12 protein-coding genes are annotated in these 18531 nt (G+C 55.4%); 11 read left to right on the forward strand and 1 reads right to left on the reverse strand.

All coding sequences use genetic code 11. The features are described 5' to 3' along the window. The first annotated feature begins 165 nt into the window (after positions 1-165). The 10 genes from lgt to recD all read left to right on the forward strand — a co-directional run bounded on the left by lgt (position 166) and on the right by recD (position 15554). Entirely contained in the window at positions 166-1041 is an 876-nt protein-coding gene (gene lgt / locus RTX30_RS18980; RefSeq protein ID WP_312691718.1) for a prolipoprotein diacylglyceryl transferase, read from the forward strand. Positions 1042-1047: 6 nt separating this feature from the next. After that, positions 1048-1842, forward strand: a complete 795-nt coding sequence (gene thyA, locus RTX30_RS18985) for a thymidylate synthase (protein ID WP_312691719.1) — start codon at positions 1048-1050, stop codon at positions 1840-1842. A 184-nt stretch (positions 1843-2026) separates the two neighbouring features. Next, a complete protein-coding gene (locus RTX30_RS18990; RefSeq protein WP_312691720.1) occupies positions 2027-2488 on the forward strand; it encodes a prepilin peptidase-dependent protein in 462 nt (153 codons plus the stop codon). Next, positions 2482-3045: a prepilin peptidase-dependent protein gene (locus RTX30_RS18995; protein WP_312691721.1), complete on the forward strand. Its 564-nt coding sequence runs from the start codon at positions 2482-2484 to the stop codon at positions 3043-3045. The genes RTX30_RS18990 and RTX30_RS18995 overlap by 7 nt, the downstream gene beginning before the upstream one ends. Then, complete coding sequence (locus RTX30_RS19000) at positions 3042-3449, forward strand: DUF2509 family protein (RefSeq protein ID WP_312691722.1); 408 nt, start codon at positions 3042-3044, stop codon at positions 3447-3449. The genes RTX30_RS18995 and RTX30_RS19000 overlap by 4 nt, the downstream gene beginning before the upstream one ends. Beyond that, the gene (locus tag RTX30_RS19005; protein WP_312691723.1) at positions 3434-3757 is read left to right on the forward strand and encodes a prepilin-type N-terminal cleavage/methylation domain-containing protein; all 324 of its coding nucleotides are present in this window, start codon (positions 3434-3436) and stop codon (positions 3755-3757) included. The genes RTX30_RS19000 and RTX30_RS19005 overlap by 16 nt, the downstream gene beginning before the upstream one ends. Before the next feature lie 12 nt (positions 3758-3769). Then, a complete protein-coding gene (gene recC / locus RTX30_RS19010) occupies positions 3770-7141 on the forward strand; it encodes an exodeoxyribonuclease V subunit gamma (RefSeq protein WP_312691724.1) in 3372 nt (1123 codons plus the stop codon). Between the two features lie 154 nt (positions 7142-7295). Next, the gene (gene ptrA / locus RTX30_RS19015) at positions 7296-10184 is read left to right on the forward strand and encodes a pitrilysin (protein ID WP_312691725.1); all 2889 of its coding nucleotides are present in this window, start codon (positions 7296-7298) and stop codon (positions 10182-10184) included. After that, positions 10177-13725 carry an exodeoxyribonuclease V subunit beta gene (recB, locus tag RTX30_RS19020; protein ID WP_312691726.1) on the forward strand — a complete coding sequence of 1183 codons (3549 nt, stop codon included), beginning with the start codon at positions 10177-10179 and terminating at the stop codon, positions 13723-13725. Before ptrA ends, recB begins: the two co-directional genes overlap by 8 nt. Continuing rightward, positions 13722-15554 carry an exodeoxyribonuclease V subunit alpha gene (recD, locus tag RTX30_RS19025; protein WP_312691727.1) on the forward strand — a complete coding sequence of 611 codons (1833 nt, stop codon included), beginning with the start codon at positions 13722-13724 and terminating at the stop codon, positions 15552-15554. The genes recB and recD overlap by 4 nt, the downstream gene beginning before the upstream one ends. Positions 15555-15585: 31 nt before the next feature. Here the strand turns inward: recD and argA are convergent, their stop codons facing one another. Further along, positions 15586-16917, reverse strand: a complete 1332-nt coding sequence (gene argA, locus RTX30_RS19030) for an amino-acid N-acetyltransferase (RefSeq protein ID WP_312691728.1) — start codon at positions 16915-16917, stop codon at positions 15586-15588. Positions 16918-17143: 226 nt separating this feature from the next. On the opposite strand from argA, the gene amiC reads away from it, so the two are divergent. Further along, on the forward strand, positions 17144-18397 hold the full coding sequence (amiC, locus tag RTX30_RS19035; protein WP_312691729.1) for an N-acetylmuramoyl-L-alanine amidase AmiC: 1254 nt from the start codon (positions 17144-17146) through the stop codon (positions 18395-18397). Positions 18398-18531 lie beyond the last annotated feature (134 nt).

The following is an 18531-nucleotide window of genomic DNA, read 5'->3' on the forward strand; positions in this document are numbered from 1 at the left end:
TGGCAAAACGCCAGCCTGGCTGGCTTACACATCTTTTACAACTTCGCCGCCACCAGCACCCATGCCTTATGCTATGATTCGCAGCTTTGGTACGGCCGTCGGTTACGGTCGAACATGTAAACCGCTCCCCACTTTCGGCGGAATAACAACAAGTTGTGGTGACAGATGAACAGTGGCTATCTGCGTTTTCCGGACTTCGATCCGGTGATTTTTTCTATCGGGCCTGTTTCCCTCCACTGGTACGGTTTGATGTATCTGGTGGGGTTTGTTTTTGCGATGTGGCTGGCGACGCGCCGGGCGAACCGTCCGGGCAGTGGCTGGACAAAAAACGAAGTAGAGAACCTGTTGTACGCGGGTTTTTTGGGCGTATTCCTCGGTGGACGTCTCGGTTACGTTCTGTTCTACAACTTCCCGCTGTTCCTCGATGATCCGCTCTATCTTTTCCGCGTCTGGGACGGGGGGATGTCCTTCCATGGTGGTTTGATCGGTGTGATCGTGGTGATGATCATCTTCGCCAGACGCACCCAACGTAGCTTCTTCCAGGTGTCTGATTTTATTGCGCCATTGATTCCGTTTGGTCTTGGTGCGGGTCGCCTTGGGAACTTTATTAACGGCGAATTATGGGGCCGTGTCGATCCCGCCTTCCCGTTTACGATGCTGTTTCCGGGTTCGCGCGCAGAAGATATAGCGCTGCTGCCGTCACACCCGCAATGGCAGTCCATTTTTGATACTTACGGCGTGCTGCCGCGCCACATGTCTCAGCTGTATGAGCTGGCGCTGGAAGGTGTGGTACTGTTTATCATTCTTAACCTCTTTATTCGTAAACCCCGCCCGACGGGTTCGGTCTCCGGTCTGTTCCTGATTGGTTATGGCGCGTTCCGGATTATCGTTGAGTTCTTCCGCCAGCCGGATGCGCAATTCACCGGTGCGTGGGTACAATACATCAGCATGGGGCAGATCCTGTCCATTCCGATGATCGTCGCGGGCGTAATCATGATGATTTGGGCTTACCGCCAGCGTCCGCAGCAACAAGTTTCCTGAGGAACCATGAAACAGTATTTAGAATTGATGCAAAAGGTGCTGGATGAAGGCACCCCGAAAAACGACCGCACCGGGACAGGCACGCTGTCTATTTTTGGCCATCAGATGCGTTTTAATCTGCAGGACGGTTTCCCGCTGGTGACCACCAAGCGCTGCCATTTGCGTTCAATTATTCATGAGTTGCTGTGGTTCCTTCAGGGTGACACCAACGTTGCGTATTTGCATGAAAACAATGTCTCCATCTGGGATGAGTGGGCCGATGAGCAGGGCAATCTCGGCCCGGTTTATGGTAAGCAGTGGCGCGCGTGGCCTACCCCGGATGGTCGTCATATCGACCAGATCTCGACGGTCATTAACCAGTTGAAAAACGACCCGGATTCGCGTCGCATCATCGTGTCCGCATGGAATGTTGGCGAGCTGGATAAAATGGCGCTGGCCCCATGCCACGCGTTTTTCCAGTTCTATGTGGCGGACGGTAAGCTCTCTTGCCAGCTCTACCAGCGTTCCTGCGACGTGTTACTTGGCCTGCCTTTCAACATTGCCAGCTACGCGCTGCTGGTGCATATGATGGCACAGCAGTGCGACCTCGAGCCCGGCGATTTTGTCTGGACCGGCGGCGACACTCACCTTTATAGCAACCATATGGAACAGACGCACTTGCAACTGAGCCGCGAGCCGAGAGCGTTACCGAAACTGGTCATCAAACGTAAGCCTGCTTCACTGTTTGATTACCGCTTCGATGATTTCGAAATTGAAGGCTACGATCCGCACCCTGCAATCAAAGCACCGGTTGCAATCTGAACCTCTGCAACATGACATAACCGGTGCGATAACGTGCCGGTTTTTTTTGCCCGATTAAGACTTCTTTGAGCCTCTTTCCTGCCTTTTTGCAACGCCGTGTAAAACGGTAATTTTTTCCCGCAGCAGTACGCAAAACCTCTTTTTTCGTCTCGTCTCCATCAACGCGCCACCGCACACTGCCGCTATGAAAAATGAACACGGCTTTACCCTGATTGAAACCCTGGTAGCGCTTGCACTGATTGTCATTCTCTCCAGTGCGGGGATCGGTGGCTGGCAACGCTGGCAGTCACAACAGCGCCTGTGGCAAACCGCCTTACAGGTTCGCCTTTTTCTGGAACGTCTACGCGATGAGGCGAACTGGCAAAACCAGTCCCAGCGGGTTTATGCCGTGCGTGAAAATAAAGAGTGGTGTCTGGCAAATACCAGAACCCACGTTTGCGGCACCGAGGGGCGCTTTATCCTGCAACCAGCGTGGCCGGAGGTGGAACTGGTTGAGATCACCCCATCATTGGGTTTCTTTGGCCTGCGAAACACCGCCTGGCCCGGCCATGTCCATCTTCGCAGTGATGCCGGAGAGTGGCGCGTCGTGGTATCCGCATGGGGAAGGATCAGAATGTGCCAAAAAACGGCGGGGAACACATGTTAAACAGCCAGTCCGGGTTTTCATTGCTTGAGACATTATTGGCGATGGCGATAGGTAGCGTACTGCTGCTCGCCTGCGCCCGGTTTTTACCGGCTTTACAACTTGGCGTCATGCAACACTCCCGTATGCAAATAGCCGGAGATGAAGTATGGCAGCAGGTGTGGACTGTCGCAAAACACTTGCAACGCGCGGGTTATTGCAATGGTCAATGTACCGGGCAGCCGCTGACCATCGATAATTCGGGTGCGTGTGTCATTGTACAGTGGGACTCCAACAGTAATGGTCGCTGGGAACCCTCAGGTCACAGCGAGTCAGAACAGATGGGTTTTCGCCTGCAAAATGGCGCGCTGGAAACGCTGCGAGGCGCGACGCGGTGTTCGGGGCGTGGCTGGGAAAAAACAACTGACCCGGGGCAAATTACCGTGCAGCGCTTCAATGTTTCTCTTCAACGCACAACGGGGTTTGCGCCACAACTGACTGTCAGCATGGTGGCTCGTGTTGTGGGCTTACATGGCCAGGAAATTGCCGCTGCGCTGAGCGTGACAGGGTATAACCTGTGAACCGTCAACGAGGTATGTCATCTCTGGCGCTGGTGTTGTTATTGCTCTTGCTGGGTAGCCTGATGCTACATGGACTTAGCCAGCAACTTACCAGCCATGTCTGGCGGGCAGGCCGCGAGAGCCAGGCGTTGCGCCAACTGTCAGAACTCCATTCAGCCATGGAATGGGCTCGTATGCAGAAGTGGGGATCACAATCAGCATGGCAATGCCAGGCACCGGATGGGCAGCAATGGCGCGCCTGTTTACGCATTTTTGCAGACACTTCAGCTCTGTTGATCGTGGCGAGCGACGAAGCGCAACTGTGGCGGCTGGCTGAAGTGCAACAGCAGAGGGTGATTTTTTTACCGCACGGCTGGAGTGATTTTTGTCCACGAAAGGAGACCGCGCAATGCCTGCTACCGTGAATAAACAGTCGGGATTCAGCCTGACGGAAGTCCTGCTGGCGATGGTATTAATGATGATGGTGGTCACCGCGCTGGGCGGTTATCATCGGGCGCTGGCCGTGGGTTTCACCACCGCCAGTCAGTGGCGGCAACTCTGGCGCACTGGCTGGCAGCAGGCGCAACAACACCCTGTGCCGCCTTCTTCGGGCTGGCAGGTACGCCGGGAGCAGACAACAACACAGGGATGTGTCAGCATCAACGTTAGCGTCATCTCGCCAGTGGGCAGGCAGGGGCAAATGACACGGTTATTCTGCCCAATCAGTCAGTAGTCAGGAGCACTTATGTTAAGGGTTTACCACTCCAATCGTCTGGATGTTCTGGAAGCATTGATGGAGTTTATCGTGGAGCGCGATCCGCTTGACGATCCCTTTGAGCCTGAAGTGGTACTGGTGCAAAGCACCGGTATGGCGCAATGGCTGCAAATGACGCTGGCACAGAAGTTTACCATCGCCGCCAATATTACTTTCCCGCTTCCCGCCAGTTTTATCTGGGATATGTTTGTCAGCGTGCTGGATGATATTCCAAAAGAGAGCGCTTTTAACAAACAGAGCATGAGCTGGAAACTGATGTCGCTGTTACCAGATATGCTCCATCGCGAAGAGTTCACCATGTTGCGCCATTACCTGAGCGATGACGATGACAAACGTAAGCTTTTTCAGCTCTCTTCTCGTGTGGCGGATTTATATGACCAGTATCTGGTTTACCGTCCCGAATGGCTGACGCGCTGGGAAGCGGGCCAAAGCGTTGATGGCCTCGATGAGGCGCAACGCTGGCAGGCGCCGCTGTGGCGGGCACTGGTAGAGCATACCGCTGCGTTAGGCCAGCCGCACTGGCATCGCGCTAATCTGTACCAACGGTTTATCGATAAGCTCCAATTCGCAAAGGAGAAACCCGCTGGTCTGCCTTCCCGCGTGTTTATTTGTGGTATTTCGGCGCTGCCGCCAGTTTACCTGCAAGCCTTGCAGGCGCTGGGCAAGCACATTGATGTGCACCTGCTATTCACAAACCCGTGCCGCTACTATTGGGGTGACATTAAAGATCCTGCATTTCTGGCGAAACTGCTCACCCGCCAGCGTCGCCATCACCGCGAGGCCCGCCAGTTTCCGCTCTTTCGCGATGTGCAGAACGCCGACAGTTTGTTCAACGACGACGGGGAACAAGATATCGGTAATCCCTTACTGGGCTCGTGGGGCAAGCTGGGGCGCGACAATATTTTTCTACTGGCGGGCATGGAGCATTACGAAGAACTGGACGCCTTTGTCGACGTCACGCCCGGCACCCTGTTACAAAATCTGAAATACGACATTCTTGAACTGAAAAACAGCGCAGTCGCGGGTGTGACAGCCGAAGAATTTGCCCGCAGCGACAGTAAACGCAGACTCGATCCTGACGATCGCAGCGTCACGGTGCATGTTTGCCATAGTCCGCAGCGTGAAGTGGAGGTACTCCACGACCGGCTGTTAGCCATGCTGGAGGCCGACCCCGAGCTGACGCCGCGCGATGTCGTGGTGATGGTAGCGGACATTGACAGCTACAGCCCCTATATTCAGGCCGTCTTTGGCAGCGCCAGCGGTGAACGTTATGTGCCGTATGCGATTTCTGACCGTCGCGCCCGGCAGGCGCATCCTGCGTTACAGGCATTTATTAGCTTACTTTCGCTGCCGGACAGCCGTTTCGTCTCTGAAGATGTTCTGGCGCTCCTTGATGTGCCAGTACTGGCGGCACGTTTCAACATCAACGAAGAAGGGCTGCGTTATTTGCGCCTGTGGGTTAATGAATCGGGCATTCGCTGGGGAATGGACGATGATAACGTGCGCGAACTGGAGTTACCGCCGACTGGCCAGCATACCTGGCAGTTCGGCCTGACGCGCATGCTGCTTGGTTACGCTATGGAAAGCCGCCAGGGCGAGTGGCAATCCATTTTGCCTTACGATGAGTCCAGCGGCCTGATTGCCGAGCTGGTAGGGCACCTCGCAACGCTTCTGATGCAGTTAAATCTTTGGCGTCGGGGGCTGGCGCAAGCGCGTCCGTTGGAGGAGTGGTTACCGGTTTGTCGCGACATGCTTAACGACTTTTTCCTGCCGGATCAGGACACCGAAGCGGCGCTGGCGCTGATTGAACAGCAATGGCAGGCGATCATTGCTCACGGCGTTGGGGCGAGCTACGGTGAAGCAATCCCACTGTCGCTACTGCGTGACGAGCTTGCACAACGCCTTGATCAGGAACGCATCAGCCAGCGTTTTCTGGCGGGGCCAGTGAATATCTGCACTTTGATGCCAATGCGCTCCATCCCTTTCAAAGTGGTCTGTTTGCTGGGAATGAATGACGGCGTGTACCCGCGTACGCTGCCGCCACCAGGCTTTGATTTGATGAGCCAGAAACCACAACGTGGTGACCGCAGTCGCCGGGACGATGACCGCTATTTATTTCTGGAGGCGCTGATCTCCGCCCAGCAGCAGCTGTATATCAGCTACATCGGTCGTTCAATTCAGGACAACAAAGAGCGTTTCCCCTCGGTGCTGGTTCAGGAACTGGTGGACTATATTGGCCAAAGCCACTGCCTGCCGGGCGACGAGGCGCTTAATTGTGATGAAAGCGAGCAGCGGGTAAAAGCGCATATCACCCATTTATACACCCGTATGCCGTTCGATCCTGCTAACTATAGTGATGATGAATGGCAGAGCTATGTACGGGACTGGCTACCTGCGGCGAGTCTACAGGGCGAAGCGCACTCTGCATTTATTCAGCCTCTGGAACCGCAGCCGCTGGAAACGCTGGCCTTCGATCAACTTCAGCGATTCTGGGCGCACCCGGTGCGTGCCTTTTTCCAGATGCGTCTGCGGGTCAATTTCCGCCCTGAAGAGAGCGAAATCCCGGATGCCGAACCTTTTGTGTTGGATGGACTGAGTCGCTATCAACTGAATCATGAATTGCTTAACGCGCTGGTCGAACAGGACGATGCTGACAAGCTGTTTCGTCGTTACCGGGCGGCAGGCGCGCTGCCTTACGGTGCGTTTGGGGAAATTATCTGGGAGACGCAGTGTCAGGAGATGCAGACGCTGGCCGATCGTGTCAGTGAGTTTCGCCAGCCGGCGGACAGCCTCGAAATCGACCTGCATTGTGGGGACGTGCATTTGACAGGCTGGTTACCGCGCGTCCAGGCGGATGGTCTGTTGCGCTGGCGGCCGTCGCTGTTAAGCGTATCTCAGGGGGTGCATCTCTGGCTGGAGCATCTGGTCTATTGCGCCAGCGGTGGAACCGGCGAAAGCCGGCTGTTTGTACGCAAGGGGGGCGAGTGGCGTTTCCCGCCGTTGGCACCCGATCTGGCGATGCGCTACCTGACGCTGATGATTGACGGCTACCGGGAAGGCATGGCAAAACCGTTGCTTATGCTTCCGGAAAGCGGCGGTGCCTGGATAAAAGTCTGTTATGACGCGGCAAATGATGCCATGGTAATGGACGAAGAGACGTTACAAAAAGCGCAGAGCAAATTTTTACAAGCGTACGAAGGGAATATGGTGGTACGCGGCGAAGGAGAAGATATTTGGTATCAGCGCCTGTGGCGAACCCTTGAGCCAGAGTACTACGCTGAAATAACCCAACAGGCGCAACGTTTCCTGTTACCGCTTTACCGACATCATCAGTCCGGTTGATTGTATAAAAATTGCGCACCGTGCAGGCTTCTATTATTATGCGCGACGATCACGGACTGATATAACAAGAGTGCTGGCTCAGTCAGCGCATGTTTTACCCGGTGATGCCCGTCATAACAGGCATTTTCGGGATCGTTAATGATGAGGTTCGTGAATGCCCCGCAGCACCTGGTTAAAAGCTTTAGTACTGTTTTTTGCCCTCTGGGCGTCATTCAGTCAGGCAGACAACGGTTGGCAACCTGTTCAGGAAACTATCCGTAAAAGCGATAAAGATACCCGTCAGTACCAGGCCATCCGCCTTGATAATGGTATGGTGGTCTTGCTGGTGTCCGATGAGAAGGCCGTCAAATCCCTCTCTGCGTTAGTGGTGCCGGTCGGATCGCTGGAAGATCCAGATACGCACCCTGGACTCGCGCACTATCTGGAGCATATGACCCTGATGGGGTCAAAAAAATACCCGCAGCCGGACAGCCTTGCAGAATACCTGAAACTGCACGGGGGCAGTCACAATGCCAGTACCGCGCCATATCGTACCGCTTACTATCTGGAAGTTGAGAATAACGCGCTTGAAGGGGCTGTTGACCGTCTGGCCGATGCGATTGCTGCGCCGACCTTAGATAAAAAATATGCTGAACGCGAGCGTAATGCGGTCAATGCCGAACTGACAATGGCGCGTACCCGTGATGGCATGCGCATGGCGCAGGTCAGCGCGGAGACCATCAACCCCGCTCACCCTGGTGCGCGTTTCTCTGGCGGCAACCTCGAAACGCTGAGCGACAAACCGGGCAGCCCCGTGCACGATGCATTGCTGGCGTTTCGCGATAAGTATTATTCCGCCAACCTGATGAAGGCGGTCATCTACAGCAACCGTCCTCTGAACGAGTTGGCTACACTCGCTGTAGAAACTTACGGGCGCGTACCAAACAAGAATATCGACAAACCGGAAATTAACGTCCCGGTGGTGACCAGTGCGCAAAAAGGCATCATCATTCACTATGTGCCGGCAGTACCGCGTAAAGTCCTGCGTGTTGAATTCCGTATTGATAACAACACCGCCGCGTTTCGCAGTAAAACTGATGAACTGATCACTTATCTGATTGGCAATCGCAGTCCCGGCACGCTTTCTGACTGGCTGCAAAGTCAGGGTCTGGTGGAAGGGATCCGGGGGGATTCCGATCCAGTCGTGAACGGCAACAGCGGTGTGCTGGCTATCTCTGCGACGCTAACGGATAAAGGCCAGGCCAACCGTGACCAGGTGGTGGCCGCGATTTTCAGCTACCTGCAATTGCTGCGCGAAAAAGGCGTAGATAAACGCTATTTCGATGAGCTCTCCCATATTCTTGACCTCGATTTCCGCTATCCGTCCATTACCCGTGATATGGATTATGTCGAGTGGCTGGCCGACACCATGATCCGCGTGCCAGTGGCGCACACGCTGGATTCCGTCAACATTGCCGACCAGTTTGACGCAAAAGCGGTACAGGCGCGTTTGAACGAAATGACGCCGCAAAATGCCCGTATCTGGTATATCAGCCCGGATGAGCCGCATGATAAAACTGCCTACTTTGTTGAGGCGCCTTATCAGGTGAACAAAATCACTCCGGAGATGTTCGCCGACTGGCAGAAGCGCGCAGGCAACATTGCGCTGCAGTTTCCGGAGCTGAACCCTTACATTCCGGATGATTTTTCACTGATTACGCCGCAGAAGAAATATGATCATCCGGAACTGGTTGTCGATGAACCGACGCTGCGCGTGGTCTATATGCCAAGCCGTTATTTCGCCAGCGAACCGAAGGCAGATGTCAGTGTCGTTCTGCGTAACCCGCAAGCCATGGACAGTGCGAAAAATCAGGTGATGTTTGCGCTCAATGACTACCTTGCCGGGCTGGCACTCGATCAGCTTAGCAACCAGGCGGCGGTTGGCGGCATCAGTTTCTCGACGAATGCCAACAATGGATTAATGCTCAACGCCAACGGTTATACGCAGCGTTTACCGCAATTATTCCAGGCGCTGCTGGCGGGCTACTTTAGCTATACGCCAACGGAAGAACAGCTTGCACAGGCCAAGTCCTGGTATACCCAGATGATGGATTCGGCGGAGAAGGGTAAGGCGTTTGATCAGGCGATAATGCCGGTGCAGATGTTGTCACAGGTGCCTTATTTCCTGCGTGAAGACCGCCGCGCGTTACTGCCGTCGGTGACATTGCAGGACATTTTACATTATCGCGACGCACTGAAAACCAACGCCCGCCCGGAGTTTCTCGTTGTGGGTAATCTTGCTGAACAACAGGCAAAAGATCTCGCGCATGCGGTGCAGAAACAGCTGGGCGCGAAAGGTACCGAGTGGTGCCGCAATAAAGATGTGCGGATTGATAAACCGCAGAAGGCCAGCTTTGAAAAAGCTGGCAACAGTACCGATTCTGCGTTGGCTGCGGTCTTTGTCCCGACGGGTTTCGACGAATACCGTAGTTCTGCTTATAGCGCCATGCTCGGGCAGATTATCCAGCCATGGTTCTACAACCAACTGCGTACAGAAGAACAACTGGGTTACGCTGTCTTTGCCTTTCCTGTGAGTGTGGGTCGCCAGTGGGGGATGGGCTTCCTTCTGCAAAGTAACGTGAAACAACCGGCGTATTTGTGGGAGCGATATCAGGCCTTTTTCCCCGGCGCAGAAGAGAAACTCAGAGCATTAAAGCCAGACGAGTTCGCGCAGATCCAGTCCGGGGTAATTGCACAAATCGAGCAGGCGCCACAAACCCTGGGCGAAGAGGCTTCTAAACTCAGCAAAGATTTTGATCGTGGCAATATGCGCTTCGATTCACGTGATAAAGTAGTGGCTCAGATAAAACTGCTGACGCCGCAGAAACTTGCTGACTTCTTCCATCAGGCGGTGGTAGAGCCGCAAGGCATGGCGATTTTGTCGCAGATCTCAGGAAGCCAGAGCGGAAAAGCAGACTATGCTGCTCCGCAGGGCTGGAAGGTCTGGGATAGCGTCAGCGCTTTGCAGCAATCCTTACCCCTGATGAGCGAGAAAGATGAGTGATACGACCGCTGAGTCCCTTGATCCCCTGCGCCTGCCGCTCACCGGCGAGCGCCTGATTGAAGCCTCGGCGGGAACCGGTAAAACCTTCACCATTGCCGCGCTCTATTTGCGGCTGTTATTAGGGCTTGGCGGCAATGCCGCCTTCCCGCGCCAGCTCAGCGTTGAAGAGTTGCTGGTGGTGACCTTTACAGAGGCCGCAACAGAAGAGTTGCGCGGGCGTATTCGCAGTAATATCCACGCGCTACGGATCGCCTGTCTGCGAGAAAGTTCGGACGACCCCCTTTACGCCCGTCTGCTGGACGAGATCGTTGATAAACAGCAGGCAGCGCACTGGTTGATGCTGGCTGAGCGGCAGATGGATGAGGCGGCGGTTTTCACCATCCACGGTTTTTGCCAGCGCATGCTGAGCCTGAATGCATTTGAATCTGGCATGCTGTTTGAGCAACAGCTGGTGGAAGACGAATCCCTGCTGCGCTACCAGGCCTGCGCAGATTTCTGGCGTCGTCACTGCTACCCGTTACCGCGAGAAATTGCGCAGGTGATTCATGCATCGTGGAAAGGGCCCCAGGAGTTGCTGCAATCCATTGATCGCTATCTACAGGGCGAAGCCCCGGAAATCAAAGCACCGCCTGCGGCAGATGAAACCCTGGCGTCCCGCCATCAACACATTGTTGCCCAAATCAATGCACTGAAACATTTCTGGAATGAGACGGTTAGCGAGCTGGAGCCGCTGATTGAGAACTCCGGCATCGACAGGCGCAAGTTCAACCGTGGCAATCAGGGGAAATGGATCGAGAAAATCTCAGCCTGGGCGCAGGAAGAGACAACCAGCTACCTGTTGCCGGATGCGCTGGAAAAGTTTGCTCAGTCCTTCCTGGCTCAGCGCACAAAAGCGGGCGGAGTGGTACCTGAACATGCACTTTTTGCCGCTATTGAGACGTTGCTGGCGCAACCACTTACCCTTGACGATCTGGTTCTGACCTCAGCGATGCGCGAGATCCGCGATGCGGTGGCAAAGGAAAAACGCCGGCGTGGCGAACTGGGCTTTGATGACATGCTAAGCCGTCTGGATAGCGCCTTGCACAGCCAGAATGGCGAAGCGCTGGCTGCCGCCATCCGTGCCCGCTTTCCGGTCGCCATGATTGACGAGTTCCAGGACACCGATCCGCAGCAGTACCGTATCTTTAGCCGTATCTGGTTGCGGCAGCCGGAATGCGGCCTGTTGTTGATAGGCGATCCCAAACAGGCCATTTATGCGTTTCGTGGCGCGGATATTTTTACCTATATGAAGGCGCGTGATGAAGTGAGCGCCCGCTATACGCTTGACACCAACTGGCGCTCGGCACCGGGAATGATCGCCAGTGTTAATCGCTTGTTCAGTCAGATGGACGACGCCTTCATGTTCCGGCAGATCCCCTTTTTACCGGTGAGCGCAGCCAGCAAAAATGTCGGGCTGCGCTTTGAATTTCGCGGTGAAACTCAACCTGCCATGAAGATGTGGTTGATGGAGGGGGAGGGTGTTGGCGTGGGCGATTATCAGAGCGCGATGGCGCAACTCTGCGCCACACAAATCCGCGACTGGCTTGATGCCGGGCTGCGGGGAGAAGCGCTGCTGTTTAGCGGCGAAAAGCCGCGCCCGGTAAAAGCCTCAGACATTACCGTGCTGGTGCGCAGCCGCCATGAAGCGTCGTTGATCCGCGATGCATTAACGTTACTGAATATTCCCTCTGTTTATCTTTCCAACCGCGATAGCGTATTCGAAACACCCGAAGCGCAGGAACTGTTGTGGTTGTTACAGGCTGTCCTGGCGCCAGAGCGGGAAAGCACGCTGCGCAGCGCGCTGGCGACCTCCATGCTCGGGCTGACCGCCCGTGATATTGAAGCCCTGAATCTGGATGAGCTGCAATGGGATGCGGTGGTAGAAGAGTTTTCCCGCTATCGCGAACTGTGGCAAAAACGCGGCGTCATGCCGATGCTGCGCACGTTAATGGGCGCGCGCCGGGTAGCGGAGAATTTACTCGCCACGCCGGGTGGAGAAAGACGCCTGACCGACATTTTGCATATCAGTGAGTTGTTGCAGGAAGCCGGAACACAACTGGAGAGTGAGTATGCACTCACCCGCTGGCTGGCACAGCATATTGCTGAACCCAATACTAACGCCTCCAGCGAGCAACTGAGGCTGGAAAGCGATAAGCATCTGGTGCAGGTAGTCACAATCCACAAGTCAAAAGGGCTTGAATACCCGCTGGTCTGGCTGCCGTTCATCGCCAATTTCCGCGTGCAGGATCAGGGGTTTTATCACGATCGCGACACGTTCCGCGCGGTGCTCGATCTTAGCCATGCCGAAGAGAGTATTGAACTGGCGGAAGCAGAACGGCTGGCCGAAGATTTGCGTTTGCTGTATGTCGCACTGACCCGCTCCATTTGGCATTGCAGCCTGGGTATCGCCCCGTTATTTCGCCGCCGCGGCGAGAAAACAGGGGCGTCAGATTTCCACCTAAGCGCGATTGGCCGGCTTTTGCAAAAAGGCGAAGCGCTGGACGCCGCTGCGCTGCACAGCGCGGTGCAGCAATTATGCAATGAAGATATTGCGCTCTGTACACCCTCCACACTTGATGGCTCGCCATGGTTGATGCCGCAAGGGCAGTCGCCTGATCTCAGTGCTCGAGAGGTGCGGCGGCGTATTGCCGATGACTGGCGGGTTACCAGTTACTCCGGTTTGCAGCAGCGCGCTCACGGCCTGGCGCAGGATTTGTTGCCGCGTCTGGATATGGACGCCGCGGGCGAGCGGGAGTTGTTACCTGAACCGATGTTAACGCCGCACCAGTTTCCTCGCGGCGCATCGCCGGGCACCTTCCTGCATAGCCTGTTTGAGGAGATGGACTTTACCCAGCCAGTTTCTGCACAGTGGGTAGCGGAAAAATTACTCGCCGGGGGCTATGAAGAGCACTGGCAACCGGTGTTCAACGACTGGCTGGAGACGGTGCTGCACACCCCGCTGGCGGATGCTGGCGTTTCCCTTAGCGAACTGAGCGCGAAAGATAAACAAGTGGAGATGGAGTTTTATCTGCCCATCAGCGAGACGCTGACCGCCCCCGCGCTGGATGCGCTTATCCGCCGTTACGATCCACTGTCAGCAGGTTGTCCACCGCTCGACTTCCGTGATGTGCGCGGCATGCTAAAAGGGTTTATTGACCTGGTGTTTCGCCACGACGGGCGCTACTACTTACTGGATTACAAATCCAACTGGCTGGGAGAGAACGCGCAAGCCTATACCCAGCAGGCGATGGCTGCGGCTATGCAATCGCATCGCTACGATTTGCAGTATCAGCTTTATACCCTTGCGCTGCATCGCTATCTACGCCATCGCATTCGTGACTATGACTATGAAAAACACTTCGGCGGCGTGATTTATCTGTTCTTACGAGGTGTAGACGCGCAAAACCCACAGCAGGGGATATTTGCCACCCGGCCAGATGCTGCGTTGATTGAACAGATGGATGCGCTCTTTGCCGGGCGAACACAGGAGGTGACGCCATGAGTATGGTGAAATTACTGCGTGAGGCCGCGGAGCAAAAACTGCTGCGTCCGCTGGATGTGCAGTTTGCGCTCACCGTTGCCACAGAAGAGGAACCGGCGATGATGCTGGCTGCCGCACTGCTCAGTCGTGAAGCGGGCGAAGGGCATGTCTGCCTGCCGCTGTCTCGCCTGACGCCGGCTTTTTTGGGCAGCGCATCGCCACTGTTAAACCAGCTTTTTGATCGGGCAGGGCCGCCGGAAGACTGGCGACAGGCGCTGCTGGCGTCGCCTGCAGTCAGTGAAGGCGACGCCGCAACGCCGATGATCCTCGAAGAGGATCGCCTCTACCTTAATCGCATGTGGTGTAACGAACGTCAGGTGGCCGACTTTTTTACCGCCAGGAATGCGCAGCCGGAGGTTGACGAGGCCCGTTTGACGCAGGTTCTGGCCGGGTTGTTCCCTGCAACAGGCGAGGTGGACTGGCAAAAAGTGGCTGCTGCTGTCGCGCTCACCCGACGGGTTTCGGTGATTTCGGGCGGGCCGGGAACGGGCAAAACCACTACGGTAGCGAAACTGCTTGCAGCGCTGGTGAACATGGTCGGCGAAGAAAAATGCCGCATTCGCCTTGCGGCACCGACCGGCAAAGCGGCCGCGCGGTTAACGGAATCACTTGGCAATGCGCTGCGTCGGCTGACGCTGACGGAGCAGCAAAAAGCCCTGCTGCCGGATGAAGCCAGTACATTGCACCGCCTGCTTGGAGCACAGCCTGGCAGCCAGCGTCTGCGACATCACGCCGGTAACCCGCTGCATCTGGATGTGCTGGTGGTGGACGAAGCGTCCATGATCGACCTGCCGATGATGTCGCGACTGATTGATGCATTACCCCCGCATGCGAGAGTGATTTTTCTCGGCGATCGCGATCAGCTGGCCTCTGTGGAAGCGGGCGCGGTGCTGGGAGACATTTGTGCGTGGGTAACTGCCGGTTATAACCCGGAACGCGCAGCGCAGCTCACGCGACTGACGGGATCGCCAGTCCCTGCCGGGGAAGGCGATGCCGCAGGTGCCCTGCGCGACAGCCTGTGCTTACTGCAAAAAAGCTACCGTTTTGGTAGTGATTCCGGCATCGGGCAATTAGCGGCAGCCGTGAACCGGGGCGATAAAGCCGCCACCCGCGCGGTGTTCAACCAGGGATTCAGCGACATAGAGCGTAAGCCGCTGCACAGCACGGAAGAGTACCAACAGATGATTGACGATGCGCTCGCAGGTTACGGACGCTATCTTTCGCTGGTGCGCAGCCATGCTCAGCCGGATGCCATCATTGAGGCGTTTGGCGAATATCAGTTGCTTTGTGCGTTGCGTGAAGGGCCTTTTGGCGTTAGTGGCCTGAATGAACGCCTTGAGCAGACGCTGGTTCGCCAGCGGCAAATCAGCCGGTTGCCGCACTCTCGCTGGTATCATGGGCGCCCAGTGATGATTGCACGTAACGACGCCGCGTTAGGGTTGTTCAATGGCGATATCGGCATCGCTCTGGCGGATGGCGACGGTTTTCGTGTCTGGTTCCCGCTGCCGGATGGAACCATCAAATCGGTACAACCCAGCCGGTTGCCGGAACATGACACCGCCTGGGCGATGACCGTGCATAAATCGCAGGGATCGGAGTTCGATCATGCTGCGTTGATCCTGCCGCAGCAGTTCGTTCCGGTGGTGACGCGCGAGCTGGTTTATACCGCCATTACCCGGGCGCGTAAGCGTTTGTCGCTGTATGCCGATGAGCAAGTGCTGGCTCAGGCCATCGCAACCCGCACCGAGCGGCGCAGCGGTCTGGAGGCATTATTCCGTCGGCTGGGGTAAAACAGCCCCCGCAGGGCGCGGGGGCATGGATTCAGGTGAGATCGGCCATCAGTACTTTGGAACGGCGCTGATAGTTGTACATCTGTTTTTTACTTTCCGGCAGGGAGTCGATATCTACCGGCGTAAAGCCGCGTTCCTGGAACCAGTGAATACTCCGCGTCGTCAACACGAACAGTTTCACCAGTCCCAACTGTTTTGCCTGCGCCGCTACGCGCTCCAGCAACATTTCGCCGCGTGAAGAGCTGCGATAGTCCGGATGAACGGCCACGCACGCCATTTCGCCAATCTTCTCTTCCGGGAAGGGGTAGAGTGCCGCACAGGCAATGGTCAAATTGTCGCGTTCGATGATAGTGAATTTATCAATCTCCATCTCCAGCTGTTCGCGGGAGCGACGCACCAGGATGCCCTGCTGCTCCAGGGGACGAATAAGTTCCAGAATGCCGCCAATGTCGTTAATGGTAGCGCGGCGGATCTGCTCGGCGCTCTCCATGACAATTTGCGTACCGATACCGTCACGGGAGAACAGCTCCTGCAACAGCGCGCCATCTTCCTGGTAACTGATCAGATGACTGCGGCGCACACCGCTACGGCAGGCCTTCACAGCTCCGCGCAGGAAACGCACCGTACCGGAATTGTAATCCCCACGCTCTTCCAGAACGTCGACGCGTTTCTGGGCTTCGTTGGGGAACAGTTCAGAGACAATCTCGCCTTCGTCGTTCATCACGCCCTGGGAGGAGCAGAAACCGATCATTTTTTCTGCTTTCAATTTGATGGCGAGCTGGGTGGCGATCTCTTCCGAGGTAAGGTTAAAGCTTTCGCCTGTAACGGATACGGCAACCGGTCCCATCAGCACAATCGCACCACTGTCAAGCTGGCGATGGATGGCCTCTTCATCAATACGGCGAATACGCCCGCTATGGCAATAGTCCACGCCGTCATCAACGCCCAGCGGCTGCGCAATGAGAAAGTTACCGCTCACCACATTAATATGCGCGCCTTGCAAGGGCGTATTATTCAGGCTCATGGATAAACGCGCAGTGATATCCAGCTGCAACAGCCCGGCTGCCTGCTTCACTAACTCAAGGGTTTTGGCATCGGTTACGCGGGTATTTTTGTGGTAAATCGGTTCATGATGATGTTCGGCAAGGTTCGCATCAATTTGCGGACGCGCGCCATAGACGACAACCAGCCGGATCCCCAGACTGTGCAGCAGGCCAATGTCATTGACGATGCTGGAAAAGTTTTCATGCTCAATGGCTTCGCCGCCGAGCATAATGACAAACGTTTTTCCCCGATGGGCATTTATATAGGGAACAGAATGGCGAAATCCCTGTACCAGTTCGGTTCTGCGTTCCTTTACCACGGCCTACCCTCACTGCATGATTATTCGTAAATTGTGTATTTTTATTCTTTTATGGCGCCGCGCGCAAGTGCAAATTTTGCTGATAAACAATAAACATGCGACGGTAAAGCGATTAACCAGACATATGTTTACCCTTTAATAGATGACAGTTTATGCGTCATTCGCTAAAGTTTTCGGTCAATTCTGACGTTTTAGTATTAATTCAGTGTAATTGCTCGGGAGAAGCATGTCGGGAAGTCAATCAGCGCTCAGCCGCCGCAGGTTATTAAAAGGGGCGGGGGCCATGTGGTTATTAAGCGTAAGCCAGGTCGGCTTTGCCGCTGTCAGTCAGGTGGTGGCGGTGCGTATCTGGCCCGCGTCGACCTATACGCGTGTGACGGTGGAATCTAACCGGGTCATTAAATATAAGCAGTTTGCGCTGAGCAACCCCGATCGGCTGGTGGTGGATCTCGAAGACGTGCATTTAAACTCCGTCCTGAAAGGCATGGGCGCGCAAATCCGTAGTGACGATCCTTACATTAAATCCGCCCGCGTCGGTCAGTTCGATCCGCAAACGGTGCGCATGGTGTTTGAGCTGAAACAGAACATCACCCCTCAGCTGTTTGCGCTGGCCCCGGTTGCCGGGTTTAAAGAGCGACTGGTGATGGATCTCTACCCGGCAAACGCAAAAGATGTGCAGGATCCGCTGCTGGCATTGCTGGAAGAGTACAACAAAGGCGATCTGGATAATCAGGTGCCGCCAGCCGAAAGTGGGCCGAAGCCGGGTAAAGCCGGACGCGACCGTCCGATTGTGATCATGCTCGATCCGGGGCATGGTGGTGAAGATCCCGGCGCGACCGGGAAATATCACACCCGAGAAAAAGATGTGGTGCTGCAAATTGCCCGTCGGTTACATGCGCTCATTGAGAAAGAAGGCAATATGAAGGCCTACATGACGCGTAACGAGGATGTGTTCATCCCACTGAAAGTACGCGTCGCCAAAGCACAGAAACAACGTGCCGACCTGTTTGTATCGATTCACGCTGATGCATTTAGCAGTCGCCAGCCGAGCGGTTCGTCGGTGTTTGCGCTCTCAACCAAAGGGGCGACCAGTACCGCGGCGAAATATCTGGCGGAAACCCAGAACGCGGCCGACCTGATTGGTGGGGTGAGTAAGAGCGGTGACCGCTATCTGGATCACACGATGTTCGATATGGTGCAGTCGCTGACCATTAACGATAGCCTGAAGTTCGGCAAAGCGGTCCTTAACCGGCTGGGCACCGTCAACAACCTGCATAAGAATCAGGTAGAGCAGGCGGGCTTTGCGGTACTGAAAGCACCGGATATTCCGTCGATTCTGGTCGAAACCGCGTTTATCAGTAATGTGGAAGAAGAGCGTAAGCTGAAGACGGCTAAATTCCAGCAGGAAGTTGCCGAGTCGATTCTGGCGGGGATTAAAGCGTATTTTGCCGATGGCGCGACGCTGGCAAGAAGGGGTTAACAACATGGCGCTGCAAAGCGCCATTTTTCGTTTACCAGAACGCAGAAACAAAAAAACACCCGTTAAGGTGTTTATTGTGTTGGTTGCGGGGGCCGGATTTGAACCGACGACCTTCGGGTTATGAGCCCGACGAG

Origin of the sequence: Kosakonia sp. (genome assembly GCF_032052965.1) — a bacterium.
GTDB lineage: Bacteria > Pseudomonadota > Gammaproteobacteria > Enterobacterales > Enterobacteriaceae > Kosakonia.